Consider the following 25,128-nt stretch of genomic DNA (forward strand, 5'->3'; position numbering starts at 1 on the left):
GTGACAGTTGTCAACACCCGCTTGCGGGTCAGTACGCGTTCGCCGGCCCGTCATGGGTCAGCAACTGCTGGAATTGATCCGAAGACACGGCGTGGGAGATCAGGAAACCCTGAACCTGAGTGCAGTCGATTTTACGCAGCATAGCAAGTTCTTGCGCGGTCTCGACGCCTTCGGCCACCACCGTCAGACCCAACTGCCGTCCTAGGCTGACAATGCTGGTCAGGGCCTGGGCCAGCTCCTCATTGGCGTTGCAGCCTTGCACCAACGTGCGGTCGATCTTCAATTCAGTGAACGGCGCTGACACCAGATTCATGTACGAGCTGTAACCCTTGCCGAAATCATCCTGGGACAGGTCGAACCCCTTGATCCGCAAGCGGCAGGCACCGGCATAGAAGTTGCTGATGTCGTCGGGCACCGAGCACTCCATCAGTTCGAAACAGATCCGTGCCGGCAAGCCTTGATGGGCCAGCACGAACTCGTGGATACGGTCGGGCAAGTCGTGGCTGTTGAGCAGGTGCGTCGGCAGGTTGATCGAGACCGGAATGTCATAGCCCTGCTGGCGCCAACAGGCCTGGGCGGCAAGCGCTTGTTCTAACACTCGCCACAACAGTTGCTCTTCGAAGCCACACGCGGCCAACTCCGGGAGGAATTCGCCTGGCAGCAACGTGCCATGCTCGGGATGAATCCAGCGCACCAGGGCTTCGGCGGCGACGATGCGGCCATTGTTCAGGGCTTTCTTGGGCTGGAACCAGGCTTGCAGTTCACCGTTGTCCAGCGCGTGTAAAATACGCTCGCAGTCGATGCCTTCGCGGGCCTCGACCGGAACCGACTGGCGCAGTGCCTGCAGTTGATTGATCAGGCAGAACAGAGCGGCGGTGGTCACCGGTTTGGAAATCAGCCCGATCACTTTTACCTGCAGATTACTCGCAACCAGACTGGCGCCCATCAACATCCGTCGCGAGGCCGCGCTCATGATCGCCAGTGCGGGGCGCGAACGTTGCGCAGCGAGGCCCTGAATGAACTGCACGCCGTCCATGCCGGGCATTAGCAGGTCGGTGAGTACCAGGTCGAAGTCACGCTGTTTCAGGCAGGCCAGTGCGGCTTCGCCGTCTCGGGCGCCGAGTACCTCAAAATTGCCCAACTCGTTAAACAGATTCTGCAAATATCGGTGCTGGAAAGGGTGGTCTTCGACTATCAAAATGCTATAGGGCTTCATGAGCGACTCTTTCGTGAGGAGCCAGGGCCGCAAACAAGGCTCGCAACGTAAAAGGTTTGACCAGACAGTTATTCATTCCGGCCGCCAGACACAGGGCATCTTCGCCGCGCAGAGCGTTAGCGGTGGCACCGATGATCGGAGTGACGCAACCCGCGCCGCGCAGGGCTGCGGTCAGTTCGTAGCCGTTGAGTTGAGGCATGTTGATGTCGGTGAGGACAATGTCGAACTCACCCTCACGCCAAAGCGACAAGGCCTCTTCGCCATTGCGGGCCAACGCCACCGCGCAACCCAGTTCTTCGAGCTGGTCGCGCAGGATCAGTTGATTGATGACGTTATCCTCGGCCACCAGAATGTGCAGGTGTAATGGACGCAGCATATGGGGTTCGCGTTGTTCGGGGGGAGGGAGAATCTGACCGCCTTGCGCTTGGCGTACGGCGCGCTGGATCGCCACCAGATCGTTCAGATTGACCTTCCAGCCACCTGCGCCGAACTGCGGCTCATGGGCGCCATCGCCACTGGCCAGCACCCGCGGCCCGTCCCATGCCTGGCCGGGACGTTGCTCGAAGGGCGTGGGATACAGCTCAAGCAGCACAGCGCTGGTGTCGGGTTCCGTGCAATCGGGTGCGCCAATCTGCGGACGGGCGCCCCAGCGCCGCAACCACCCGCTGAGACTTTCTGCCAGTTCGCGCACGGGCGAAACCACGTAAATGAGGTCCGGCGCCAATGCCGGCACGACGGCCGGTGAGGTTTTGTTTGAGGGTTGTTCCAGCGGTACGCTCAAGGAAAAACTGCTGCCCAGCCCCGGTTCGCTGACCATGCGCAGGGTGCCGTTCATCAAGTGCGTCAGCCGCTGACAGATGGGTAGACCCAGGCCCGTGCCGGCCACCACGTTGGTGTTGCCTTCAGTCTGGTAGAACGGTTCGAAAATGAACGCCTGATCATCATGAGCGATGCCTTTGCCGGTGTCCGAGATCTGCCATTGCAGGAACACCCGTTCGCCTTCTCGACCAAGCAATTTGACCCGCAGTACCACACGCCCGGAATCGGTGAACTTGACCGCGTTGCTCAGCAGATTGTTGAGGATCTGCCGCACACGGCTAGCATCGCCGATCAACCGTTCCGGCGTTTGCGGGTCTAGGCAGGCGTACAGTTGCAGGCCTTTGCTCTGCGCCGCTGCCGCGTAGCCTTGTACCACTTCCTGTACCAGCGTCGTCGGGCGGAACTCGATCAATTCCAGCGCCAGTTGCCCGGCTTCGATTTTCGACACATCAAGCACGTCGCAAATCAATTGCAGCAGGGTGGCGGATGAACCTTCGATGGCTTGCAGGTAACTTTTCTGCTGGGTATCGAGTTGAGTGCGCGCGAGCAATTCCAGGGTACCCAGCACGCCGTACAACGGTGTGCGGATTTCGTGGCTCATGGTCGCGAGGAACAAGGTCTTTGCCTCATTGGCGGCGTCGGCCGACTGGCGAGCCTGTTCCAGCGCCGCTTCGATTTGCCTGCGTGCGCTGATGTCGCTGAAGGCACAAAGCAACACGTCTTCGCCTTTATAGCGTGTCGGCGCGCAGCTCAGGTATAGGTGACGACCATCGGTGCTCGCGAAGTAATCAGTGAGAGTGGGTTCATGCTCGTCAAACGCCGCGCGAATCCAGCCCGGCCCCAGTTGTTCGCCACGGCAGCCCAACCATTGTCGGGCGAGGGTGTTTTCCAGCACCACCCTAGCGTCGGTGCGGCGCAGCACGCACAGTGCCACCGGGGCGGTCTGGATCACGTCGCGGCTGAACAGCTCACTTTCTACCAACGCTTGGATCCGGTGAATCGCCGGGTTGATAACGCGGTGTTCCAGACGCCGGATCAGCAGGTACACCAGGCTGATGCTCAGCAGGCAGAACAGCAGCGCGCCAAGTATTTGCGGCCACAGTGCTCCCAGTACCGCCAGCAGATCGATGGAGTAAATGAGTTGCCAATCCGACGATTTCAGCTGCTTGCGTAACACCAACTGTTCAGGCAGCCAGCCGTCACCGACAAAACCGAAAAAATCCTTTTGCTGCACCAACGGCAGGTTCTGCCCCGGCGGCGGGTTGTGGCTGTTGCTGAACAGCGGCATGCCCTGCGAATTGAACATGGTGAACTCGCCGGCGCTGTGATCGCTCAAGGCGCTGGATATTTCACGGTCGTCCATTTCCAGACCGAGCCAGCCGGAGTTGATGTCACGCTCGTCCAGACGGATGAATATGTATAACTGCGAGTGCCCGTCGGAGGCGTGGGTCAGCCAGAGTTCCTTCAGGTTGTCGCTGTTGGGGTGCTCGAGGGTCTGCAGATGCTCAAGCGTGGCCCGTCCAAAAGCACTGGTCACCGACGTCGCGTTGTACAGGCGCCACACTTGAGGCTGGGGGCCGCTGCTGACATAGACCAGGTTGAGTTGCCGAGCCTTGAGATTGTCGCGCATGCGTTGGGTCAGCCAGATGCTCCATTGGTGTCCCGGCGCTTGGCCAAGGAGCAGGCGGATTTCTTCTTCGGAGACTGGCAGGTTCATGTTGGCCATACGCGTGGCCGACAGGCTGAGGCTTTCCAGCAGCGCTTCCCGGGTGGTGAAAAAGGTATGCGCTTCGGCGATTGCGCTGCTCATGTAGCTGCGCCGCTGGGACACTTCATTCTTGAAGGTAAAGAGTAGGAAGCTGTACACGCCGCCGAGAATACCTACCAGCAGCACCATAGCAAAAATGCGCAGCAGACGACGCGCGGCATTGGGCGAGGATAGGATCGGGCTGATCTGATGGAGGTAGTTTTTTAATCTCATTCCGGCACTTTAGGGGAGGCCAGATGCTGGAAAAATCAGACGAACCTTATTATTCACATGAAGTAGATTGGTTACAAAAAGTCCAAGAGGGAACCCAGGCCAGATAACTCCCAATCCAAGATCGCTACGGCGGATGCGCTGACTTTGTTGCTCACCATCAGCATGCCATCGGTGCAGTGATAGACGATTTCACCAAATGGCTTTTAAAGAATGGCGTCGGGGATGTTGCATTAAACACAAGCATTACCATGGAAATGTTTGAAGCTAACGCTCAGGCATCTAACGGACGCAATCTTGCGACTGTGCAGTCGAAGTGAGTCACCTCAGTGTTTTGTGGGCCATGTGGTAACGATTACGTGTAGTCATAGGGGGGTATAAACTACAGGCCGCATTAAGCCGCGAACATAGAACGTTTCTGAGTTTTAATGCTTATCCCACACGTTTTTAACTTCAATGTATATCTTCGCTGCCTTCCTATGGTTTTACAGATTGATGGCATGACGCCGAGCAGGGACCATGGTCGGGCGCTGTTGCCCTGTGAAAAGACCATCGTCATGTTTGCACCTCGTGCCTAGGATCTGCATCGCATGAGTCCTATGCGAGGTTTGTCCTGGGGTTAGAACCAATCGGGGCGCTGAATTCTGCAAGTGATGGTTTGAACGGCGTCTTCGACGAAGCGGCCATGACGCGCCGACTGGTGGATGCACAGTGATCGCTGACGGTGTTCACGAAAAATCTTGCGTGCCCAAGTCGAATAATATGCCGTGCGTGAATGTCTGGGCGGCCGTATGGAAGGTGGTCCCGACTGGGGCCTGTCGATCCCTTGGGTGGCCACGACAATCGTTGGGCACCGATGCACTCTCGGCGTGCGCTCCTATTTACCTGAGCCACCCTGACGTCCGTAGGGCGTTTTGCTGAAGCCGTTGGGCCTATTTCAAGACTATCGCCAACTTCCGAAAAGACAACAGCAAGGCCATCCGAGATGTCTGCCGCCAGTTCGTGGTGCTGTGCCAGCAACTAGGACTGTTCGAAGAAAATCTGGTCGCCATTGACGGCAGTAAATTCAAGGCCATCAATAACCGCGGCCGCAATTTCACCAGTGCTAAGCTGAAACGGCGGATGGAAGAAATTGAATCGAGTATCAATCGCTGCCTGACTGCGCTCGACGAAAGCGATCGGGAAGAACCCTCGGTCGCTCAGCCCATGGCTACTCGGCTGCAAGAGCTAATCGACTAGCTCAAAGCTCAGATGAAAAAATTGCAGTTCATTGAAAGTCAGCTCAACGAATCATCGGATAAATCGGCCTCACTGACCGATCCAGACGCCCATTCCATGATGACACGCGGCATTGGAGTCGTCCGTTACAACCAGCGATAGCGCTTCGAACTGCCAAGATAATCCAGTCCCGTGACTGGTGGCCCTTGAGATGAAAATTTGGCCAGCCGTCGCAGGTTCTGCACCGCAGCGGCCAGCGTGAACTCATCCGTCGCGCCACTCATGCGACGTAGCCGCAGGCGATCCAATTTCAGGATGCGCTTGAGATGGGCAAACAACATTTCGACCTTTTTACGTTCGTGACGAGAGCGCTGATATGCCGGCGTTGCGGCAATGAACCGAGCCACATCGCGAGCGGCTTCATGGACGCTGCGAGCGATCTTGCGAATCGAAGTGTTCGGGCAGCACCTGGCTTTCATCGGACATGTCGCGCAGTCGGTCTGTCTGGATCGGAAGATGATGGTGTTGGCTTTAGTGACGTGCGAACGTTCGTTCTTGAAGGCTCGCCATTCGCTGCGCAATGGGTTGCCGGCTGGGCAGCGGTATTCCTCCGCCTCTTCATTCCAGTGGAAATCGTTACTCGAAAAGCTGTCGTTCTTGCGCTCAGTTTTGTCCCACACCGGCACATGCGGCTCGATGCCTTTTTCCTCCACCATCCAGGCCAGCATCGGCGCGGTACCGTAAGCGGTGTCGCCAATGAGGCGTTCCGGCTTGATGTCGAACTGCGCTTCGACCCGATCGATCATCGTCTTGGTGCTCTCGACTTCTGCGGTTCGATGAGCCGGTGTGGGTTCCACATCCATGATCACGCCGTGCTCGGTATCGATCAGATAATTCGTGGAGTAAGCGTAGAAAGCAGGGCCGCCTGGAGCAGCCGTCCAGCGTGCCTGAGGATCCGTCAGCGACAGGCGTTTCGGTAGCGTTTCGGCCAAAGCCTCCTCATCGAGGCCTTCAAGGTACTCACGCACGGCGCGAGTGCTCAGGGCCGGATCGCTCCAGTTGATCTGTTCATCACCCGGTACGCCGCGCTGCCGACTCGCATCCGCCTTGATGATGCTGGCGTCCACGGCAAAGCCTTCACCTTTGACCAAGCCTGCGTCCATGCAACGACGCAGCACTTCATTGAACAACCAGCGAAACAGATCGCTGTCCCGAAAACGGTCGTGTCTATTTTTGGAAAACGTCGAGTGGTTGGGGACTTCATCTTCAAGGCTTAATCGGGAGAACCAGCGATACGCCAGGTTCAAATGGGCCTCTTCGCACAGCCGCCGCTCTGAGCGAATGCCGTAGCAATAGCCCACGATCAGCATGCGGATCATCAGTTCAGGATCAATCGACGGACGCCCGATAGGGCTATAGAAATCGGCGAGGTAATGGCGCAGGTCACTCAGATCGAGACACTGATCAATGCTGCGCAGAAGATGATTGGCTGGGATGTGATCTTCAAGGTTGAACGAGTAAAACAGTCGCTCCTGCCCACTCGATAATTGTCCCATCATGCTCTGTGATCCCCCACCGGCCAATGAAGCAATTTTGCCGCAGGTCAAACAGGGGAGCTACTTTTTCAACAGAATCGGTCGATAGCGGCCTTTGACGGCTGATACACGGAATTCCAGCCTATGTTCGATCGGCCCCCACACCTGCCTCAGGTGTGGGGGCCTTTTCGTTGGGGTACGGGAGCCACCGACGCCTAAACTGGCCTGCCGACCCTGGGTACTGTGGTCTCACGCACAGGCACTTACTTGAACAAAAACTCTCACCATGTCGACACCCAAAGAATGCAGTTACCCGTACCCGATCCCGACCGCCGCAACGCGAGGCGTCACCCCAGTTGAGCACCTGTCGGTCATGGCCGGGTACACCCCGGAGTTCGGCACGCTGAATACTCCGGATTGCTGGGTGGCAGATCATGAGTGAGGATTATGGGCAGGTCTCATTGGCGGCGCTGAACCTGACAGGCGCGACCCGCGCCCAGGCCGACAAGCTGCTGCAGACTATTCTCAGTAGCGCAACGATCCCCGCCACATTGCGCGCGATTGATCGTGCTGAAGGGTTCATTCTGGGCTTGGAGACCGTCGGTGCGCTGAGCGCCGATGCGATTGAGCGGCTGTACCTCGCCTTCTATGATGCAGCGCAGACGCGGCTGACGGAGCTCACATGATCAACGAGTCAATCCATGAAGAGGTGCTGCGCGTCCTGGTGCAGCAAAACGTGGTGCGCGAGTGCCTGGTGGCAAAGATCGATGGCGCATCACATTGGAGTCTGTCGATTCGCCTGGGCGGCAACGGTGCGCGCTGGGTGCCGGTACGCTCTCGACGTTAACGGCTACGCACCTGGGCCAGCCTCACAGCGGTGAGGCGCTTTGCCGACAGCGTGGGGATCAGAGGATTCAGTGTCGGGCTGTAACCGGTAATAGCTTCGAGGCCATTTCTGCAGACCTATATCCGACTGCCTTCGCTTGAAATACGGGATTCCGGCGACCCGAATTCTTTCCGCAATTTGTTTTGTAGTCCTGGTTTCACTACCCTAAAACGAACAGAGAATTTGTTTGAAGCGGAAAAATAACCACAATAAGGCTATGATTTATAAGGAAAAAATAATGGACTTAAAATCCCCCGCTCGTAAGGGCGTCCCGGTTCGATTCCGGGTTCGGGCACCATCTAAAATCAAGGGTTTGCGGGCGAAAGCTGATGCAAACCCTTGTTTGTTTCCGGTCCGCAATTTCAAATGTTGCTCCGCAACTCACTTAGTTGGCGTGACCTTTTTGTCGATCCGTTTGTGGATGTAATACTCGGTCATCACCACGGTGGTGTGCCCAAGTGGGTCCCTCGCTTTTAGCATGTCTTCACTGGATTGTGCTTTGTCGGTACCAGCCTTTGCACGTAAGTCGCGCATCTGAAAGTCTACTTTTCAACACCGGCCGCCTCACGGACCGCATCAAACAGTCCTCGCAACTTGGATGGTGGCAGTTTGGGTTGGGTTGGGTTGGGGTATTGCGGGTGACCGGCATGGAGTCGGATCAAGGAGGTATGTATGCGTGATGACGACTACGAAGCAGGCCTTCAACTTGCAAAGGACGAAGCTGAGGCAGCGGCGAAAGACTTCTACAAGAACTACTGGCCGTTCCAGGCTGATGAGACAGCCGCTCAGTACGGGGAGCTGCAGTTCACGGCGGTTATCATGCTCGCCGAGTTTGAACGATTCGCTCAGCAAGGCAGCATTAAGCCCGCACGGTAACGCTTCTTAAGGTGCGTTGTCCGGCGGTCTTCCCGATAGCGCTGCGCGCCGCTGATGAATCGGCGGTAGCCATTGCAATTGAACACCATCATTTTTGGCCCCTTCGGCTTGGCCAGCTTGATACCTGTGCCGCGCAGGGCGTCTTTGATATTTACGTCGTCACGCTCAACAAGGCGTCGGGCTTGGGCATCGATGTAGGCCTTTGGCCACGGAATGTCGGTGTCGCGGTGATCACAAGCACCGTCCTTGGTGAACACCTCGGCCTGGGCCTTGGTCAGATCAGTGACATATCCAGAACCACCGAAGCCCCAGAACGACAAACCTTCGAAACAGTGGCGCACAGTGATGATCGACTAACACCCAAGCGCCCCGGTTTTGCCGGGGCTTTTGTTTGTGTGGCTTACACGAAGGGCTGACCGCTGAAGCCCCGTGGCAAACGCTGCATACCGGGCAGGTCGGTGAGGCGTTGCGTCCACGTGCTGCGCCAGTCGATCACGGTGCGGGTCTTGGCGTTACGATTGGCGCGGCGGGCAGCATTGCGCTGGGTGCGGCGCGCTTCCTTGTAGGCATCGGTGTTGCGGCAGGTACGGCACTTGACTCGGTTCAGCTCGACGCTGGAAGGGAGGTTGGTGCCGTGATGGCCACAGGCTAAATGACCTGCGACCTTGAAGTGAATGACCATGTAAGCGTCTCCTTCTCGGGGTACGCGCATCGGTAGACTCCCAATGCACGCGGGGAGGGCGGGTGCAGCAAAAATCCCGACACCTAAGGTTTACGACCCCAGTGACGATGCAGCGTTCGGTTTTGGGGCTGGCCTGTTCAACTCTGCGCCCGGACGCTAACCTGCCACGCTACCCATCAATAAAAGGAAGCAATGATGAGCGTCGACACCCTGCCGTACGAAGGCAGCTGCCGTTGTGACCGTGTGCGCTTCAGCGTGAGTGCAGCCCCAGTGATCACCATGGCCTGCCACTGCACCGGTTGCCAGAAGATGTCTTCCAGCGCCTTCTCCCTGAGCGCATTGATTCCGGCCAGCGGTTTTACGATCACCCAGGGCTGCCCGGTGATCGGCGGCCTGCAGGGGGAGGACCGCCACTACTTTTGCCCGCATTGCATGAGCTGGCTGTTCACCCGCCCTCATGGCATTGATGAGTTCGTCAACGTGCGCGCGGCGTTGCTGGACAATGCCAGCAGTTATGTACCCTTCATGGAGACCTGGACCAGCGAGAAATTGCCTTGGGCCTCCACCCCGGCCGTTGAACGCTTTGCGCAGTTGCCAGAGCCCGCGGCGTTCCCGCGCTTGATGCAGGCGTACGCCGAGTTCAGTCGATTAACGCCAGCAAATCCGTAGTGCCCACGTCCAGCCCCGCCTGGCTCAGCAAGGTGGTTGCCTGGCCCCGGTGGTGGGTCTGGTGATTGAAAAAGTGCACCAGCAGGCTAAAGCAGTTTTTATCGGCGGCCACACCGCGCATGTCGCGGTAATGCAGGCGCTGATCCAGGTCGGGCGCCTCTACGGTCTGCGCCCAGTCGAGGATGAGTTGATCCAGCCAGGCTCGGCGGGCGGCCAGTTCTCGGACGTTGGCAAAGGCCAACTGCGTCAAATCAACAGGTGTGGCGACCGCGTTCAGCGGAGCCAGTGCCGCATAGCCAGCAGGATGCAGGGCAAAGCGCTTGAGCCAGACGGTGTCGCCTAATACCAGGTGGTTCAACGTGCCGAGAATCGAGCCGAAAAACGCCTTGCGGTCCATGAGCAACTCCGCGTCCGACAGCGTGCCGGCCGCTTCATAGAGCTTGCGGTTCATCCACTGGTTGTAGCGGGCCATCAACACGACATGCTCAATTCGGTTCACTTGGGTTTTCTCTCAGAGGCACGGTGACGCCATGATAGGCCGTGCCCGCCCGGCGGTCATGGTGTTCCGGCAGGGCCGGGCTATGGTTGTTAGACGCCAACGTTGCGCCCTGGGAGGGCGAGATCATGAACACCAGCGACTTACTGGAACAACTGCTGCGCGCCGGGCAAGGGGCCAGTGCCTCCTCGGGTGGCGGTTTGGGCGGACTGCTCGGCGGCTTATTGAAAGGCACTAGCACCGGCAATGCCTCGGGCGGTGCTGGTCTGGGTGGCTTGTTGGGTGGGCTTGGCGGCCTCTTGGGCGGTGCCGCTGGCGCGCGTCCAGCCCAGGGACGTGCTGGCGGGATGAACTACGCGGCGCTGGCTTCCTTGGGCATGGCGGCGTTCCGGGCCTACCAAGCCTGGCAACGCCAGCAAGGCAGTGCTCCGCAGCAAGCCTTCCAGACGGTCGACCAGCTTGACGGTCCCGCAGCCGAAGCCCACAGCCATGCCGTTTTGCGTGCGTTGATCGCCGCCGCGAAAGCTGATGGCCACATCGATGAAAAAGAGCAGCAACTGATTTCCATTGAACTGGGCCGGCATACCGACGATTCGCAACTGCAAGCGTGGCTCGACGCTGAAGTCGCCAAGCCCCTGGACGCTGCGGATTTCGCCGAGTTCGCCAGCGACCCGGCAGTGGCGGCGGAGGTTTACCTGGCCAGTGTGATGTTGGTGGACGATCAGCAGGACGCCGAACGCAATTACCTGGACGACTTGGCAGGTCAACTGCAAATCGATCCGCAATTGCAGCTGCACTTGGAACAACAGGTCAAGGCCTGATTGGACGCTGACCCCCAGGTTTGCGAGAGTAGGCCCTCGATAAGGCCACCCACACCGATAACACGTTGCTATAACGTCATATCCCTTGCGCGGCCAGAATTGCCAGATAGATCAATACCACACCGCAAGAGCCATAACTGATGCGCTGCCCCAACGGTGATGCGTTCTTGCGCAGCACGTTGACCAGCGCTGCAATCAGAAAGCATGACAACACTGAAGCCAGCATGAACCCGGCGAAAAACATCAAGGTTTGCCCATGGCTGGGCGTGGCGCCGACGATGCCTGACAACGCGCTGCCCAGCGCGCCCCAGTAAACGATATTCTTCGGGTTGGCCAGGGAGATCGCTGCGCCGACCGCCAGCGCATTTTGCCGAGTGCTGGCGGGTGCGGCGTCTGATTCAGGCAGCGTCCAGGCATCGATCAGGCTGCGCACACCCAGCCAGGCGAGGTACAACGCACAGACTACCGTTAGTGGCACGCGCACTGCGTCATGCTGGATCAGTAGGGCGATCCCGGTCAGGCCGATCACCGCCCACACCGCGTCGCCCACCAGCGAGCCAAACTGCACCAGAAGGGCCGGCGTGAAGCCATGGAGCAAACCACGGCGCAGGGTCTCCGCCAGCACGGCGCCGGGAGAGAGGCAAAACACGAAACCGAATATCAGTGCGTAGAAAAAGATCGTCAGCATGCCCGCGTCCTTTCAGGAAAGTGCGAAAGCATACGCTGGCACCAGCAGGCGAATCCACATCGCTAAGCGATGCTCACATCAGCGCAATACGGTCGAACTCCGCTTTGATTTCAGCAGGGCTAAGGCAATCAAAAGGCACGGCGAAAAACGCCCTGCAGCGTTTGGCGATAATGTCCAGGGTTGTGTTGAAGGCCGCCTGGATGTCTGCGTCGTTGCCCTTTACATCAGATGGATCTTCCAACCCCCAATGCGCCTTCACTGCCGGCCCGAAATACAGCGGGCACGCTTCACCGGCAGCCTTGTCGCACACGGTGATGACCACGTCTGGCGGGCTACCTTCGAAAGCGTCATTGCCTTTGCTGTACAGCCCTTCAGTGCTGATACCCGCCGCCTGCAGCGTACTGAGGCTGCGCGGCAGGACCTGGCCCTTGGGAAAGCTGCCGGCGCTTATCGCCGCAAAACCTTGCGGCGCCAAATGGTTGAACACAGCTTCGGACAAAATGCTGCGGCAGCTATTGGCGGTACACATGAACAGGACTTTCATTGGGTTATCTCCTTCAAAGGCTCAGGCGAAAGGCGAGGGCGGCGAGCGTGATCAACAACACCGGTAGCGTGAGTACGATCCCGACCTTGAAGTAGTAGCCCCAGGTGATGGTGATGCCCTTGCGCGCCAGGATGTGCAGCCACAGCAAGGTGGCCAGGCTGCCAATCGGGGTGATTTTAGGGCCCAGGTCGCTGCCGATCACGTTGGCGTAGATCATTGCGTCCTTGACCACGCCCACGGCATGGCTGGATTCGATGGACAGCGCCCCGATCAACACCGTCGGCAAGTTGTTCATCGCCGAGGACAGCAGCGCCGTCAGCACTCCCGTGCCCATCGCCGCGCCCCACACGCCGTAAGTGGCGAACGTATCGAGCCAGGTCGCCAGGTAGGTGGTGAGGCCGGCGTTTCGCATGCCGTAGACCACCAGGTACATTCCCAAGGAAAAGATCACGATTTGCCACGGTGCTTCCTTCAGCACTTTGCGCGTGGAGATCGCGTGGCCCTTGGCGGCGATGACCAGTAGGAGCACGGCGCAGACGGCGGAAATCGCGCTGATGGGAATGCCCAGCGGCTCCAGGGCAAAGCAACCGACCAACAGGATGCCCAACACCCACCAGCCGGCGCGGAAGGTGGCGCGGTCGTGGACAGCACTGGCGGGGTCTTCAAGGTCGGCCGGGTCGTAGGTCTGCGGAATGTCGCGGCGAAAGAACCACAGCAGCACCGCCAGCGTCGCCGCGACGCTGACGAAGTTCACCGGCACCATCACCGCGGCGTATTCGTTGAAGCCGATCTTGAAGTAATCCGCCGAGACGATATTCACCAGGTTCGAGACCACCAGTGGCAAGCTGGCCGTGTCGGCGATAAACCCTGCGCCCATGACAAAGGCCAGGGTCGCCGCCGGGGAAAAGCGCAGGGCCAACAGCATCGATATCACGATCGGCGTGAGGATGAGCGCCGCGCCGTCATTGGCAAACAGCGCCGAGACCAATGCGCCGAGCAACACCATATAGGCAAATAAACGCCGGCCGCGCCCACGCCCCCAGCGCGCTACATGCAGGGCGGTCCAGGCAAAGAAACCGGCTTCGTCGAGCAGCAGGCTGATGATGATCAGTGCGACAAAGGTCCCTGTGGCATTCCAGATGATGTGCCACACCACCGGGATATCCGCCAGGCTGACCACGCCAGAGGCCAGGGCCAGAATGGCGCCCAGGGTTGCGCTCCAGCCAACGCCCAGGCCCTTGGGTTGCCAGATGACCAATACGATGGTGAAGATAAAAATCGCAAGTGCGACAAGCATGAATGAACGCTCCGAGGATTCAGCAGCAGGTGTTGGTCCGTTGTGGTCTGTCGCCCATTGTATTCAGACGCTGTGCGTCGTTGTGCAACCAGGGCTGGTTGGCTTGCAGGGTGGTGTGCAGCACGTCAGTCACCCAATCGGGTAATGCCGGGTTGATGCGGTAGTAGATCCATTGGCCTTGGCGACGGTCCAGCAGCAACCCGCCACTGCGCAATTGCGCCAGGTGGCGGGAGATTTTTGGCTGGCTGTCGTCCAAGGCATGGATCAGTTCGCACACGCAAAGTTCGCCTTCACGCAGGATCAATAACGTCAGGCGTGCCCGGGTGGCATCGGCCAGGCATTTGAACAAGGTGGGTGGGGAGAGGGGATCCAGCATGGCCAAGGTCTTTGTATATGGGGTTATGCGAATATACGTATTTCCATATATATCGGTCAAACGCTGTTTCAATTGATATGGATCAAATGCCTTGAAAACCGCCACAAGTGTTTGAAATTAAAATGAAACATGAATGTCCTAAAGTGCCTTCCCATTGCTGATCAAGGAATAACCCGCGTGACCCGTGCCACTCGCAACCTGCGCAAGACCCTGGATTCCGTCGCGGAAAATAACGAAACCGCGGCCTTCGACCTGATGCGTGCCGTCGAAAAGCTCGGCGATGAAGTGTTGCGCCAGCGTTTGCTCAACACCATTCACCGGCTTAACCAGGACGCCCACGAACTGCGCGAAGCGCGCGATTCGGTGGAGCAGGTGTCGGTAAGGCTCGCCTGAGCAAGATCGTTCAAGACAATCCCCTTGTTGCGCTGGCATGCTTGTCGACTGTCTGTCGATGAGCCGTTTCCATGCCCACTGCCTTACCTCATTACGCTTTCGCTCGCGGCGCCATCGCCGTCATTCCCTTGTCCCTGGCCTGCGCGCCGTGGGGACTGCTGGCCGGTTCGATGGCCATTGATGCACAGTTCACCCCGTTGCAAGCCCAAGGTTTGTCCGCCATCGTGTTTGCCGGAGCCGCGCAACTGGTCGCCATCGGTATGGTCAAGAGTGACGCCAGCCTGATTTCCATCGTGCTGACCACCTTGCTGCTGACGTCCCAGCATTTGCTGTACGGCATGCATGTGCGCCCGATCCTGTCGCCCCTCAAGACCCGCTGGCGCATGAGCCTGGGCTTTTTGTTGACCGACGAATTCTTCGCACTGATCAGCCATTTTGACCGCGAGACGTTCAACCGCTGGTACGCCCTGGGCGTCGGCCTGACGTTCTATATTATCTGGAACCTGTTCACACTGGCCGGTATCGTGCTCGGCAAAAGCATTCCCGGCCTTGATCAACTGGGGCTGGAGTTTTCCATCGCTGCTACGTTTATCGCGTTGATTACGCCGGTGGTGCGTGACATCCCCACGTTGGTTTGCGTGGCCGTATCGTTGCTGTTTTCGGTGTGGTTGAGCTTTCTGCATTGGGAGTCGGCGGTGGTGGTGTCCGGGGTGTTGGGCATGAGCGCGGGGTATGCCTGTAAGCGACTGGGAGTAGGGCAGCGATGATCTACATCATGATTGTGGCCATGGGCCTAGTGGTATTTCTCAACCGATACCTGTTTATCGAGCCGCGCCTGCCGGTGCGCCTCAACCGTGGCGCGCGGGAGTTTCTGGGGTTCGCCGTGCCTGGCATGCTCACGGCGATTTGCGGGCCGATCATTTTCCTGGCCGACCATCAACTCAACTTGAGCCCGGCCAACCCTTACCTGCTGGCGGGGCTCAGCGCGGTGGCGTTGATGTTCTGGACGCGCAATGTGTTGATCACCGTACTGTTGAGCATGGCGTTGTTCTACCTATTGCGCTGGTTGCTTTAACACTCGGACGAAAAAAAGCCCGCGGGAGGGCGGGCAGAAGGGAGGTTTCTAAAAATGAGCGTGGCCAATATAGGCAGCCCAGGCGCCCTTCACAGTGAAACTAAATTCATGCTGCACACAGCAAGGCAGCCCGATAGGGCTGCCCAGGCACATCAGCTTTTTGCGTTGAGCTTGCGCAGTTCTTCATAGGTGGCCGACTGGACGAACCAGAAGCCGGAAATGATGCACCACGTCAAAGTACCGCCCACCAATACCGCCAGGCCCGACAAAAAGCTTGCGCTGAACATCGTCACCAAACCCATCAGCCAGACGAAGGCCAGTGCGATGTAGAGAACGGAGTTGTTGACGCTGATGACGAAATCTTTCATGACGCTTCCTTGTTGAGGGTATCCCGTTGATCTCCTCAGTGAGATCAACCGCGGCATCATAATGCCATGTGTCAGCAGGCGCCACCTTCAAGCACCCAGTCAGTTGGGCGTGCTCCCGCCCTTGACCGTACGCTTGCCCTTGAGCATGCAGCGAATCCACTTATAGGCGCCTGCGTGACGTAATAGTCCTTGGGTGTCGCCTGCTAATGATAGAGTCGCGTTTTTTTCCAACGGAGCAATGGCATGCACAAGGTGGTAATTGGCGCACTGGTACTGGCGGCCCTGGCCGGTTGTGCAGGTTCGAAGATGAAAGAGGCGCGCGCCGGCACGCCCTACAAAACCCTGGCTTCAGACAAGGCCACACTGGTGGTTGCCGAATGCGTGCAGTTCGGCTGGCAGGATGAAAGCGTGTTCGGCGTTGACGCCGGCGGCTTCAAGGAACCCATCGGCGCTAGCGGCTTTACCGTGTACACCACCGCCGGCGACTACTTTGTCGATGTGCAAAGCGCGGGGGCCGGTTCCACCATCAAGTACTACGCGGCAGAAGACAATATGCCGGCCAAGCGGCGTTTGGCCGCACTGGCGACTTGCCTGTAATCCATTGCTTTAGTCGTTTTAGGAAATGCCTGTCACGACGGCTGCGAGGCATTTGGATTATGATTCACCCGCCCGTCCGACACGATGGCTCTTTACCAGTACACGGACGTCGAGGCTTAAACGTCGGGCGAGCACCTTTTTTCCTCAGCGCGGCATGTAGCCAAGGTGCCAGCGCCGGGGAATCTTCAGCCACACCAGCCCCAGCACGCCTGCCAAGACGCCGCTGACCAGCAGCGCCCTCAAGCCCATCTGCTGCTCCAGCACCGCGCCAATCACCGCCCCCACGAACATCCCGGCCCATGGGATCAGTTGTACGCGCCAGCCGCTGCGACGCTCCCCGAGCAGCCAGCGACCCAGCCCGCGACCGAACCGTGAAAGCGCGCCGGTGACGTAAGTCAGGCCTACCGGCAATCCGTTAACCTCTTCCACAGCGGCATTCAGCATACCCATCGCGATGATCGCCGCCAGCAGCGCGGGCAACGTATCGGCGAAGGGCAGCACGGCAGCGCCGCACAACAAGCCGGCAATACACATCAGCAAAGGCAGTGCATGGCGGCGGCTCAGCCGGCTGACCACGACGCCGAAGGCGTTACCAACGATAAAGGTCGCGACCAGCAACAGCAGCCGTCCGGTCAGGCCAAGATCCCCGGCGCTGATCGCCACCGCCAGGCGTGTGGTGTTGCCGCTCATGAACGACACAAAGTCACCGCTGGCCATGAAGCCGATGGCGTCAGTCATGCCCGCCAGCACCGACAGGCTGGCCACCAGCATCAGCCCGACCCGGCCACGCCAGCGCTGTCGATGGGCCAGTGCAGCATTGGCGTTGGGCTTGCGCGGCGAAGGCAACATAGAGCCGGGTTCCTCTGTGAGATTATCCGGCCACTACCGTAGGGCGCTTTTAGGGCGCGCGCAATGACCTCAGACACACTCTAGGCACCAGCCCGTAGGCTGCCAGGTGAAAAAGTGGGTCGGCCTGATCGCTTGCACGAAATCCGCATCATGGGACACCACCATCATCGCCCCCGTAAAACCTTGCAGCGCCTGTTCAAAGGCCATCACCGATTCCACGTCCAAGTGGTTGGTCGGCTCGTCCAGCAATAACAGTTGCGCCGGCACTTCGCGCCACAAGGCAATCGCCATCGCGGCCTTCAAGCGCTCGCCGCCACTGAGTTGCCCGGCGGGTTGGGTCACGCGCAAGGCGTCCAGTTGCAGCAACGCCAGGCGCGTGCGCAATTCGGCTTCGGCCAGTGGCGAGTCGAGCAGATTGAGGTGCTCGACGATGGAACGCTGGTCGTCCAGCAGCGCAAGAGGCTGGTCGATATAGGCACTCGGCACCTGCACGCTGCAGACGCCATTGACCGCTTGCCATTCACCCGCCAGCACCTTGAGTAACGTGGATTTGCCGCACCCGTTCGGCCCACGCACAGCGACGCGTACCGGGCCGGCAAGGTGCAGGTTGAGGCAGGTCGAGGGCAGCCATGGCAATTGCGCGTCGACCAACGCCAGCACCTTCCGGCCATAGGGCACCGCTGAGGCGGGCAATGCCAACAGCGTTGGCGTTTCATCCAGTACCTTTTCGTAGGCCTGGCGCACCTGGGCATCCAACGCCTGTTTGTGTTGCCCATGCGCGCTGCGCACGCTGCTGAGGATTTCCGTGGCGGCGCCTTTCCAGCGGGCTTTTGTGAAACGGTCGACGTTGGCTGTTTCCGCCTGTTTGCGTGAGTGGGCGGCATTGCGTTGCAGGTTGTCATGGTCCTTTTGCAGGCGCCGCCGTTCGCGGCTGCGCGCCAGGCGTGCGTGTTCCAGTGCGGCGACGGCAGCCTGTTGCCCGGCATCGCGCTGAAGGCGATAAGCATCGTAGTTGCCGCCATACACTCGGACGCCGAGGGATGACAGTTCGATGATGCGCCCCATGGCGTTGAGCAATTGCCGATCATGGCTGACCACCACCAGGCCGCCACGCCAATCAGCGAGCACTCGCAGCAGCCAGGCACGGCCGTCGCTGTCGAGGTGGTTGGTGGGTTCGTCGAGCACCAGCAGGTGTGGCGCGGCCAACAGCGCTCCGATGACCGCGACGCGGGCGAACTGGCCGCCGCTGAGTTGGTCGACAGGGGTATCAACATTAAGCTGAGAGAGACCCGCCGCATCCAAGGCGCTGCGCAAACGCTCGGCGAGGTTCCAGCGGTCGTCGATCAACGCCAGGTCGTCGTCCTGCGCGGCGCCTTGGGCCATGCGTTCGAGGGCTGCCAATGGCGCAGCGGTCCGGGTGAGATGAGCGACTGTTTCGCCCGGCGCCATCACGACATTCTGCGCGACGTAAGCCACATCGGGCGGTCGATTCAGCGTGCCAGAGGAGGGCGACAGCTGCCCGGCGATCAACTTCGCCAGGACACTTTTGCCGCGGCCGTTACGCCCCACAATGCCGGTGGGCGTGTGATCGATGGACAAGTTCAGGTCGTCCAGCAAGGTTTCGCCATTGGCGAACTGGAAACACAGGTGTTGCAGGGAAACGAGGGCGGGCAGCCGGTTGACGTCAGTCATCAGCACCTCCAAAAAAATGTCGGACACGCCAACAAGCGCGCCAGGCGGCCTGTTGCAGATACATTTTGGAAGGCTTAGTTGTTCACGTCGGCGCTCGTCCCGTGAGTCAGAAGGGAGGCAGAGCCTAACCCACCTTGGCCTTTTTCGGCAAATCCGCCGCCAGTTGCTCAAGGAACATCGCCAATGCCGCTTCTTCGGCCTTGAGCCCTTTACGCAGCCGTGGCTTGGGCAGCTTGGAGAGTTCGCCGAGGCTGAAATGATCCAGCACCGCAGGATGGATATAGCACTTGCGGCATACCGCCGGGGTGTTACCCAACTGCTTGGCGACGTCCTTGACCATTGCCACCACGTGCCGTTTGGCATCGGACTCGGGCTGCCACTCCAATTCCCGCAACACCGCCAGCGCCATGGCGGTGCCCGCCCAGGTGCGGTAATCCTTGGCGGTGAAGTCCGCACCGGTGAGGCTGTGCAAGTATTCATTCACGTCCTGTGAGCTCACGGTGTGCCGCTCGCCGCTTTCGTCCAGGTACTGGAACAAGTTCTGCCCCGGCAATTCCAGGCAGCGCTTGACCACCGTCGCCAAGCGCCGATCTTTAACGCTGATCTGGTGTTCGACGCCGCTCTTGCCGCGAAACTGGAACTTGATCTCGCTGCCTTTCACATCCACATGGCGGGTACGCAGCGTGGTCAGCCCGTAGGATTTATTGTCCCGCGCATATTGAGTATTGCCGACGCGGATTAGCGTAGCGTCCAGCAGCATCACCACGGTGGCCAATACCTTTTCGCGGGTGAAGCCAGGTTCGGCGATTTTTGCTTCCAGCTGTTTGCGCAATTTTGGCAGGGCGATGCCGAACTGCTGCAGCCGAGAGTACTTGTCGCTGTCACGCACCTCACGCCAGCGCGGATGGTAACGGTACTGCTTGCGCCCACGGGCGTCGCGGCCGGTGGCTTGCAGATGGCCGCGCGGGTCAGAACAGATCCACACATCGGTGTAGGCCGGCGGTACGGCCAGGGCGTTCAGGCGCTTGATCTCGTCGGGATCGCGGATGCGCTCACCCTTAGGGTCGAAGTACTGGAACTTGCCCCGCAGCGTCTTGCGGCGGATGCCGGGCTGGGTGTCGTCAACATAATGCAGGTCGCGGGGTAGCGCAGAGTCGGACATGGTGCGGGTTCCTTGGCAACAAATCAGGCCGGTATGTCTGATTGACCGCAGCCGTTTGCGGTCGTGCCAAAAGGTTACTTACGCCAACACAGCCACCGCCTTGATCTGCGCCCACAGTGTCTGGCCAGGGTGCAATTGCAACTGGTCGCGGGAGAACCGTGTGATACGCGCCAGCAACGGCGTGCCACCTGCGTCCAGGCGCACCAGCACATGTGCGCTGTTGTCCGCCGGAATTTCCTGGGTCACCGTCACCGGCAGGCGATTGAGGATGCTGCTGTGTTCTTCTGCCTGCAGGCTGAGGCTCACATCACGTGCCTGGACTTTGATGCGCAACGCTTTGCCCACGGCCAGCGGTGCGTGGGCCACGCGCATGTGCAGGGCGCTGTCGGGCAGTTGCAGCGTGAGCAACTGATAATGTTCGTCGTAGGCACTGACCGTGCCGTTGATCACCACGCCAGCGTCGTCGCCCCGTGCCAGGGGCAGGTCGAGGCGCGCCAGGGTTTCGCCAATGGGGCCGCTGGCCAGGGCTTTGCCGTCGCTGAGCAAGACGATGTGATCGGCCAGGCGCGCGACTTCATCCTGAGCATGGCTGACATACAGCACCGGGATATCCAACTCGTCGTGCAGACGTTCGAGGTACGGCAGGATTTCACCTTTGCGCTGGCTGTCGAGGGCGGCCAGGGGCTCGTCCATCAACAGCAATTTCGGGCTGGTGAGCAAGGCGCGGGCGATACCGATGCGTTGGCGCTCACCGCCGGAAAGGTGCTGGGGGTTGCGGTCGAGCAGGTGGCCGATCGCCAATAACTCCGTGGCCTGGGCCATGTCCACACGGCGTTGCTGGCGGGGAATGCGCTTGAGGCCGAACTCCAGGTTGGCCCGCACCGACAAATGCGCAAACAGGCTGGCCTCCTGAAACACGTAACCCAATGCACGCTTATGCGGTGGTACAAACACCCCGTTGCGGCTGTCTTGCCAGACCTCATCATTGACCTGGATGAAACCGTCTTCGGCGCGCTCCAGCCCGGCGATACAACGCAGGCAGGTGGTCTTGCCGGAACCGGAATGCCCGTAGAGCGCGGTCACGCCGCGACCTGGCAGGTGAAGGTCTACCTCAAGGGCAAAGCCCGAATACTTGAGTTGCAGGCGCACATCAATCATTGACATCAGCTCCAGCCCATCTTTGTTTTACGGCTGGAGTAGAGCGCCAGCAACACCAGGAAAGCGAACACCACCATGGAGCCGGCCAGCCAATGAGCCTGGGCATATTCCATGGCTTCGACATGGTCGTAGATTTGTACGGAAACCACCCGGGTTTTGTCCGGGATATTCCCGCCGATCATCAACACCACGCCGAATTCGCCGACGGTGTGCGCAAAACCCAGGATGGAAGCGGTGATAAATCCTGGTCGTGCCAAGGGCAGAGTCACCGTGAAAAACGTATCCCAAGGATTGGCGCGCAGGGTCGCGGCCACTTCCAGCGGGCGCGTGCCAATGGCGGAGAAGGCGTTCTGCAAGGGCTGCACTACAAACGGCATGGAATAGATCACCGAACCGATGACCAGCCCAGCGAAGCTGAAGGTGAGGGTGCCCAGGCCCAGCCATTGCGTGAACTGGCCAAAGTAACCATTGGGCCCCATGGCCAACAGCAGGTAAAAACCAATCACCGTGGGTGGCAACACCAACGGCAAGGCGACGATGGCGCCGATGGGGCCGCGCCACCAGGAGCGGGTTCGCGATAACCACAAGGCAATGGGAGTGCCGATGATCAGCAGGATCACGGTGGTCAGTGACGCCAGCTGGACGGTCAGCCAGATAGCGGAAAAATCGGCACTCGAAAGCGGCATTTATTTGACCAGCTCGTAACCATAGGACTTGATGACGGCAGCGGCTTTAGGCCCTTTGAGGTATTCAACCAGCGCCTTGGCAGCGGCGCTGTCTTTGCCCTTGTTGAGGATGACCGCGTCCTGTTTGATCGGGTCGTGCAGGGAGGCTGGAACGATCCACGCCGAACCGCTGGTGACTTTGCCGTCTTTATAGATCTGCGACAAGGCCACAAAGCCCAACTCGGCGTTGCCGGTGGACACGAACTGATAGGCCTGAGTGATGTTCTGGCCTTCAACGAGCTTGTCTCTGACCTGCTCGGTCAGCCCTTGCTTGGCCAACACTTGGGTGGCAGCGAGGCCGTAAGGTGCCGCTTTCGGGTTGGCAATCGACAGATGTTTGAACTGGTTTTTCTTCAGCACTTCACCTTTGGCATCGACATAACCTTCCTTCGCCGACCACAGGGCCAGGGTGCCAACGGCGTAGGTAAAGCGTGACCCCTTGACGGTATCGCCTTCGGTTTCGAGTTTTTGCGGGGTGGTGTCGTCGGCGCTCAGGAACACTTCGAACGGCGCGCCATTCTTGATCTGGGTGTAGAACTGGCCGGTGGCGCCGTAGGCAGCGACCAGTTTGTGGCCGGTGTCTTTTTCGAAGTCGGCGGCAATCGCCTGGATCGGTGCGGTGAAGTTGGCGGCCACGGCTACTTGGACTTCATCGGCATGCGCCGAACCAAAGACGAGGGCTGCGGCCAGAACGGCCAGGCGTGAGGCGTGAATCTTCATGAAGCAGCTCCTTTGAGGGTGTGCGGCTTGTTGTCGGTAGAAAGCTTAACCGCTATGTATCGGAATATATAGCGGTTGGCCAGTGCCGGTACAGTGCAAAGTTGCCACGGATGGGGGCTCTACTTGAGCTTGGCCAGGGCCTGCTCCGCCAGTTCGCGTGTCAGCTCATACGTGGTCGTGTCTTTGCCCAGGCGCAGTGCCTGACCGGACCACAGGTTGCTGAAGCCCGCTTCATCCTTGGCCTTGAGCGGCATCAGCGCACCGCCCGAGGTCGGGAACGCCGGAGCGGCCGGGTTGATCGCACCCAGCTCACGCATCACGCGGTTGACGATGCCGCGTGCCGGGCGGCCGGTAAACAGGTTGGTCAGTGCCGTTTCGCTGGCCTGGGCATGACGCAGCGCATGGTGGTGCGAAGCCGTGACGTTGGCTTCTGGGGTAAACAGGTACGCCGTACCGATCTGCACCGCCGAGGCGCCCAGGGCAAATGCTGCAACCATCCCACGTGCATCGCCGATCCCCCCGGCAGCAATCACCGGCACGCGGACGGCGTCGACGACTTGTGGCAACAGCGCGAACAGGCCGATCTGGGTGTTGAGGTCTTCGCTGAGAAACAAGCCGCGATGCCCGCCTGCTTCAATGCCCATGGCAATGATTGCATCGCAGCCATGGTGTTCCAGCCAGATAGCTTCCTCCACCGTGGTGGCCGAGGACAACACCTTGGCGCCGGTGGCTTTTACCCGATCCAGCAGGGACTTTTCCGGCAGGCCAAAGTGAAAACTGACGACCTCGGGGCGGAATGCTTCGACCACCTGGCAGGCGGCGTCATTGAAGGGGGCACGGTTGGACACCGGTGTTGGCGCATCAAAGTCGGCCCCCAATTCGCGGTAGTAGGGTTCCAATAATTCTTTCCAGCGTCGATCGCGTGCGACGTCAGGTTCCGGGGGTTGATGGCAGAAGAAATTGACGTTGACAGGGCGCGGGCTGGCCTGGCGGATGGCGGTCAGCGCTTCGCGCAGTTGCTCGATACTCAGTGCGGCGGCCGGCAATGAACCTAGCGCGCCCGCATTATTGGCGGCGATCACCATGGCAGTGGTAGTGCCTACCGCCATTGGGGCCTGGATGATCGGCACTTCGATGCCCAGCAGGTCGAGAAGGCGGGTGTCTGGCCAGGTGCTCATGGGATGCGTCTCCAGCGTTAGTGAGGCTTCACGCTGTTTTAACAGGGCCCTTGGCACCCGGCCAGTCTGTTTTATTCACTGGACGAACGTGCAGTTTCGTGATGTGCCATCAGTCGATGGCGTGGCCCACGACGGCGTGAATTCGCTCGGCGATATGTGCCGCATGGGTTTCCAGGGCGAAGTGGCCAGTGTCGAGCAGTTCCACCACGGCGTGGGGGTTGTCGGCCGTGTAGGCGTGTGCGCCTGGCGGGATGAAGAACGGGTCGTTCTGGCCCCAGATCACCAGCGTTGGCACTTGCGTCGCCTTGAAAAAGGCCTGGAACGCCGGGTACAGCGTCAGGTTGTTACGGTAGTCGAGGAACAGGTCCAGCTGGATCTCGTCATTGCCGGGGCGCTGCATGAGCAGGACATCCAGCATGTAGGCTTCCGGCGCCACGCGCTCGGGTTGGTTCACACCGTGCAGGTACTGGTAGCGCGTGCCTTCCAGGCTGATCACCGCGTTGCGGATGACTTCGCGGTTGGCCTGGCTCGGTTCGGCCCAGTAGGCGCGGATCGGTGCCCAGGCGTCGCCCAAGCCCTCCAAGTACGCATTCCCGTTTTGCGAAACCAGCGCGCTGACCCGTTCCGGGTGCGCCACCGCCAGGCGCAGACCCACCGGTGCGCCGTAATCGAAGACATACAGCGCGTAACGGCTCAGGGCCAGGGCATCGACAAAATGCCCAACCGTGATTGCCAGGTTATCGAAGCTGTAGTGGTAATCGCGCTCGGCCGGCACCTCGGTGAAGCCGAAGCCCGGTAAATCCGGCGCGATGACCCGAAAGCGCGTGGCGAGCAGGGGGATCAGGTCGCGGTACATGTGGGACGAGCTGGGGAAACCGTGCAACAGCAACATCACCGGAGCCGACGGTGCGCCGGCCTCACGGTAGAACATGCGTACGCCATCGACATCGATGTGGCGGTAGTGAACAACGGGGTCTGGAGTGGTCATGATGAGACACCTATGTAACTTGATTGGGTTGATATACGGGTTACCGTTTTCAAAAGCTGCGCTGAAAAATGTAACCTGTCAAATTGTTTATTATGGTTAGCTAATCGTTCGTGGTAACTACC

The 25,128-nt window shown here is 59.5% G+C and carries 30 protein-coding genes and 2 pseudogenes; 12 read left to right on the forward strand and 20 right to left on the reverse strand.

Features of this window, described 5'->3' with window-relative positions; genetic code table 11:
* Positions 1 to 28: 28 nt before the first annotated feature.
* Together AACY52_RS02955 and AACY52_RS02960 are read right to left on the reverse strand one after the other, a co-directional pair.
* Entirely contained in the window at positions 29 to 1,216 is a 1,188-nt protein-coding gene (locus AACY52_RS02955) for an EAL domain-containing response regulator (protein WP_339427535.1), read from the reverse strand.
* Positions 1,203 to 4,016, reverse strand: a complete 2,814-nt coding sequence (locus AACY52_RS02960) for an ATP-binding protein (protein ID WP_339530191.1) — start codon at positions 4,014 to 4,016, stop codon at positions 1,203 to 1,205. The genes AACY52_RS02955 and AACY52_RS02960 overlap by 14 nt, the downstream gene beginning before the upstream one ends.
* 66 nt (positions 4,017 to 4,082) lie before the next feature.
* Here AACY52_RS02960 and AACY52_RS02965 point away from each other — a divergent pair.
* Both AACY52_RS02965 and AACY52_RS02970 read left to right on the forward strand, forming a co-directional pair.
* A pseudogene (locus AACY52_RS02965) lies at positions 4,083 to 4,319 on the forward strand (hypothetical protein); the annotation flags it as partial.
* A gap of 630 nt (positions 4,320 to 4,949) precedes the next feature.
* Positions 4,950 to 5,384, forward strand: a pseudogene (locus tag AACY52_RS02970) (IS5/IS1182 family transposase); the annotation flags it as partial.
* Here AACY52_RS02970 and AACY52_RS02975 read toward each other — a convergent pair.
* Positions 5,378 to 6,790: an IS1182 family transposase gene (locus tag AACY52_RS02975; protein WP_339427611.1), complete on the reverse strand. Its 1,413-nt coding sequence runs from the start codon at positions 6,788 to 6,790 to the stop codon at positions 5,378 to 5,380. The pseudogene AACY52_RS02970 and the gene AACY52_RS02975 overlap by 7 nt on opposite strands.
* Before the next feature lie 262 nt (positions 6,791 to 7,052).
* Between AACY52_RS02975 and AACY52_RS02980 the strand changes: the two genes are divergently transcribed.
* The 3 genes from AACY52_RS02980 to AACY52_RS02990 are packed head-to-tail and all read left to right on the forward strand — an operon-like array spanning position 7,053 to position 7,613.
* Positions 7,053 to 7,208, forward strand: coding sequence for a hypothetical protein (locus AACY52_RS02980; protein ID WP_339427533.1), 156 nt, complete (start codon positions 7,053 to 7,055; stop codon positions 7,206 to 7,208).
* Complete coding sequence (locus AACY52_RS02985; RefSeq protein ID WP_339427532.1) at positions 7,201 to 7,452, forward strand: hypothetical protein; 252 nt, start codon at positions 7,201 to 7,203, stop codon at positions 7,450 to 7,452. Before AACY52_RS02980 ends, AACY52_RS02985 begins: the two co-directional genes overlap by 8 nt.
* Positions 7,449 to 7,613, forward strand: coding sequence for a hypothetical protein (locus tag AACY52_RS02990; RefSeq protein WP_370468003.1), 165 nt, complete (start codon positions 7,449 to 7,451; stop codon positions 7,611 to 7,613). The genes AACY52_RS02985 and AACY52_RS02990 overlap by 4 nt, the downstream gene beginning before the upstream one ends.
* A 420-nt stretch (positions 7,614 to 8,033) precedes the next feature.
* On the opposite strand, the gene AACY52_RS02995 is transcribed toward AACY52_RS02990, so the two are convergent.
* The gene (locus AACY52_RS02995) at positions 8,034 to 8,186 is read right to left on the reverse strand and encodes a hypothetical protein (protein ID WP_370468004.1); all 153 of its coding nucleotides are present in this window, start codon (positions 8,184 to 8,186) and stop codon (positions 8,034 to 8,036) included.
* 138 nt (positions 8,187 to 8,324) lie between these two features.
* On the opposite strand from AACY52_RS02995, the gene AACY52_RS03000 reads away from it, so the two are divergent.
* Positions 8,325 to 8,528: a hypothetical protein gene (locus tag AACY52_RS03000; RefSeq protein WP_339496967.1), complete on the forward strand. Its 204-nt coding sequence runs from the start codon at positions 8,325 to 8,327 to the stop codon at positions 8,526 to 8,528.
* Here the strand turns inward: AACY52_RS03000 and AACY52_RS03005 are convergent.
* Positions 8,498 to 8,869, reverse strand: coding sequence for a hypothetical protein (locus tag AACY52_RS03005; protein ID WP_339416198.1), 372 nt, complete (start codon positions 8,867 to 8,869; stop codon positions 8,498 to 8,500). The two genes, AACY52_RS03000 and AACY52_RS03005, sit on opposite strands and share 31 nt — an antisense overlap.
* A gap of 59 nt (positions 8,870 to 8,928) precedes the next feature.
* Positions 8,929 to 9,210 carry a hypothetical protein gene (locus AACY52_RS03010; RefSeq protein ID WP_339439040.1) on the reverse strand — a complete coding sequence of 94 codons (282 nt, stop codon included), beginning with the start codon at positions 9,208 to 9,210 and terminating at the stop codon, positions 8,929 to 8,931.
* Positions 9,211 to 9,405: 195 nt separating this feature from the next.
* On the opposite strand from AACY52_RS03010, the gene AACY52_RS03015 reads away from it, so the two are divergent.
* On the forward strand, positions 9,406 to 9,879 hold the full coding sequence (locus AACY52_RS03015; protein ID WP_339416200.1) for a GFA family protein: 474 nt from the start codon (positions 9,406 to 9,408) through the stop codon (positions 9,877 to 9,879).
* Here AACY52_RS03015 and AACY52_RS03020 read toward each other — a convergent pair.
* The gene (locus AACY52_RS03020; RefSeq protein ID WP_339416202.1) at positions 9,851 to 10,378 is read right to left on the reverse strand and encodes a DinB family protein; all 528 of its coding nucleotides are present in this window, start codon (positions 10,376 to 10,378) and stop codon (positions 9,851 to 9,853) included. The two genes, AACY52_RS03015 and AACY52_RS03020, sit on opposite strands and share 29 nt — an antisense overlap.
* Before the next feature lie 125 nt (positions 10,379 to 10,503).
* Between AACY52_RS03020 and AACY52_RS03025 the strand changes: the two genes are divergently transcribed.
* Positions 10,504 to 11,196, forward strand: coding sequence for a tellurite resistance TerB family protein (locus tag AACY52_RS03025; protein ID WP_339416204.1), 693 nt, complete (start codon positions 10,504 to 10,506; stop codon positions 11,194 to 11,196).
* Between the two features lie 76 nt (positions 11,197 to 11,272).
* Here AACY52_RS03025 and AACY52_RS03030 read toward each other — a convergent pair whose 3' ends face one another.
* From AACY52_RS03030 to AACY52_RS03045, 4 genes are all read right to left on the reverse strand, one after another.
* A complete protein-coding gene (locus AACY52_RS03030) occupies positions 11,273 to 11,884 on the reverse strand; it encodes a LysE family transporter (RefSeq protein ID WP_339416206.1) in 612 nt (203 codons plus the stop codon).
* A gap of 73 nt (positions 11,885 to 11,957) precedes the next feature.
* A complete protein-coding gene (locus AACY52_RS03035; protein WP_339436382.1) occupies positions 11,958 to 12,428 on the reverse strand; it encodes an arsenate reductase ArsC in 471 nt (156 codons plus the stop codon).
* Between the two features lie 13 nt (positions 12,429 to 12,441).
* Positions 12,442 to 13,725: an arsenic transporter gene (locus AACY52_RS03040; protein ID WP_339436381.1), complete on the reverse strand. Its 1,284-nt coding sequence runs from the start codon at positions 13,723 to 13,725 to the stop codon at positions 12,442 to 12,444.
* A 19-nt stretch (positions 13,726 to 13,744) separates the two neighbouring features.
* Complete coding sequence (locus tag AACY52_RS03045) at positions 13,745 to 14,101, reverse strand: metalloregulator ArsR/SmtB family transcription factor (protein ID WP_339416212.1); 357 nt, start codon at positions 14,099 to 14,101, stop codon at positions 13,745 to 13,747.
* A gap of 177 nt (positions 14,102 to 14,278) precedes the next feature.
* Between AACY52_RS03045 and AACY52_RS03050 the strand changes: the two genes are divergently transcribed.
* The 3 genes from AACY52_RS03050 (at position 14,279) to AACY52_RS03060 (ending at position 15,569) form a co-directional block, all read left to right on the forward strand.
* Entirely contained in the window at positions 14,279 to 14,494 is a 216-nt protein-coding gene (locus AACY52_RS03050) for a hypothetical protein (RefSeq protein ID WP_025856028.1), read from the forward strand.
* Between the two features lie 71 nt (positions 14,495 to 14,565).
* Positions 14,566 to 15,261 (forward strand): AzlC family ABC transporter permease, encoded by a 696-nt coding sequence (locus tag AACY52_RS03055; RefSeq protein ID WP_339427527.1) that lies wholly within the window; start codon positions 14,566 to 14,568, stop codon positions 15,259 to 15,261.
* Positions 15,258 to 15,569 carry an AzlD domain-containing protein gene (locus AACY52_RS03060; RefSeq protein WP_339416217.1) on the forward strand — a complete coding sequence of 104 codons (312 nt, stop codon included), beginning with the start codon at positions 15,258 to 15,260 and terminating at the stop codon, positions 15,567 to 15,569. The genes AACY52_RS03055 and AACY52_RS03060 overlap by 4 nt, the downstream gene beginning before the upstream one ends.
* A gap of 152 nt (positions 15,570 to 15,721) precedes the next feature.
* Here the strand turns inward: AACY52_RS03060 and AACY52_RS03065 are convergent, their stop codons facing one another.
* A complete protein-coding gene (locus tag AACY52_RS03065; protein ID WP_065873020.1) occupies positions 15,722 to 15,937 on the reverse strand; it encodes a hypothetical protein in 216 nt (71 codons plus the stop codon).
* 243 nt (positions 15,938 to 16,180) lie between these two features.
* On the opposite strand from AACY52_RS03065, the gene AACY52_RS03070 reads away from it, so the two are divergent.
* Positions 16,181 to 16,534, forward strand: a complete 354-nt coding sequence (locus AACY52_RS03070; protein ID WP_339416221.1) for a hypothetical protein — start codon at positions 16,181 to 16,183, stop codon at positions 16,532 to 16,534.
* 144 nt (positions 16,535 to 16,678) lie between these two features.
* On the opposite strand, the gene AACY52_RS03075 is transcribed toward AACY52_RS03070, so the two are convergent.
* From AACY52_RS03075 to AACY52_RS03110, 8 genes are all read right to left on the reverse strand, one after another.
* Positions 16,679 to 17,383, reverse strand: coding sequence for a YoaK family protein (locus tag AACY52_RS03075; protein WP_339416223.1), 705 nt, complete (start codon positions 17,381 to 17,383; stop codon positions 16,679 to 16,681).
* A 69-nt stretch (positions 17,384 to 17,452) separates the two neighbouring features.
* On the reverse strand, positions 17,453 to 19,075 hold the full coding sequence (locus AACY52_RS03080; RefSeq protein WP_339560235.1) for an ABC-F family ATP-binding cassette domain-containing protein: 1,623 nt from the start codon (positions 19,073 to 19,075) through the stop codon (positions 17,453 to 17,455).
* Between the two features lie 124 nt (positions 19,076 to 19,199).
* Positions 19,200 to 20,237: a DNA topoisomerase IB gene (locus AACY52_RS03085; protein WP_339427525.1), complete on the reverse strand. Its 1,038-nt coding sequence runs from the start codon at positions 20,235 to 20,237 to the stop codon at positions 19,200 to 19,202.
* Positions 20,238 to 20,315: 78 nt separating this feature from the next.
* Entirely contained in the window at positions 20,316 to 21,395 is a 1,080-nt protein-coding gene (gene modC / locus AACY52_RS03090; protein ID WP_339427610.1) for a molybdenum ABC transporter ATP-binding protein, read from the reverse strand.
* Positions 21,396 to 21,400: 5 nt separating this feature from the next.
* The gene (gene modB, locus AACY52_RS03095) at positions 21,401 to 22,081 is read right to left on the reverse strand and encodes a molybdate ABC transporter permease subunit (protein ID WP_339494005.1); all 681 of its coding nucleotides are present in this window, start codon (positions 22,079 to 22,081) and stop codon (positions 21,401 to 21,403) included.
* Complete coding sequence (gene modA, locus AACY52_RS03100) at positions 22,082 to 22,840, reverse strand: molybdate ABC transporter substrate-binding protein (protein WP_339560236.1); 759 nt, start codon at positions 22,838 to 22,840, stop codon at positions 22,082 to 22,084. It abuts the gene before it with no gap.
* A gap of 119 nt (positions 22,841 to 22,959) precedes the next feature.
* Positions 22,960 to 24,018 (reverse strand): nitronate monooxygenase, encoded by a 1,059-nt coding sequence (locus AACY52_RS03105; RefSeq protein WP_339494001.1) that lies wholly within the window; start codon positions 24,016 to 24,018, stop codon positions 22,960 to 22,962.
* 109 nt (positions 24,019 to 24,127) lie between these two features.
* The gene (locus AACY52_RS03110) at positions 24,128 to 25,006 is read right to left on the reverse strand and encodes an alpha/beta hydrolase (protein ID WP_339560237.1); all 879 of its coding nucleotides are present in this window, start codon (positions 25,004 to 25,006) and stop codon (positions 24,128 to 24,130) included.
* Positions 25,007 to 25,128: the final 122 nt, after the last annotated feature.

Source organism: Pseudomonas sp. EA_65y_Pfl1_P113 (assembly GCF_963970525.1).
GTDB lineage: Bacteria > Pseudomonadota > Gammaproteobacteria > Pseudomonadales > Pseudomonadaceae > Aquipseudomonas > Aquipseudomonas tritici.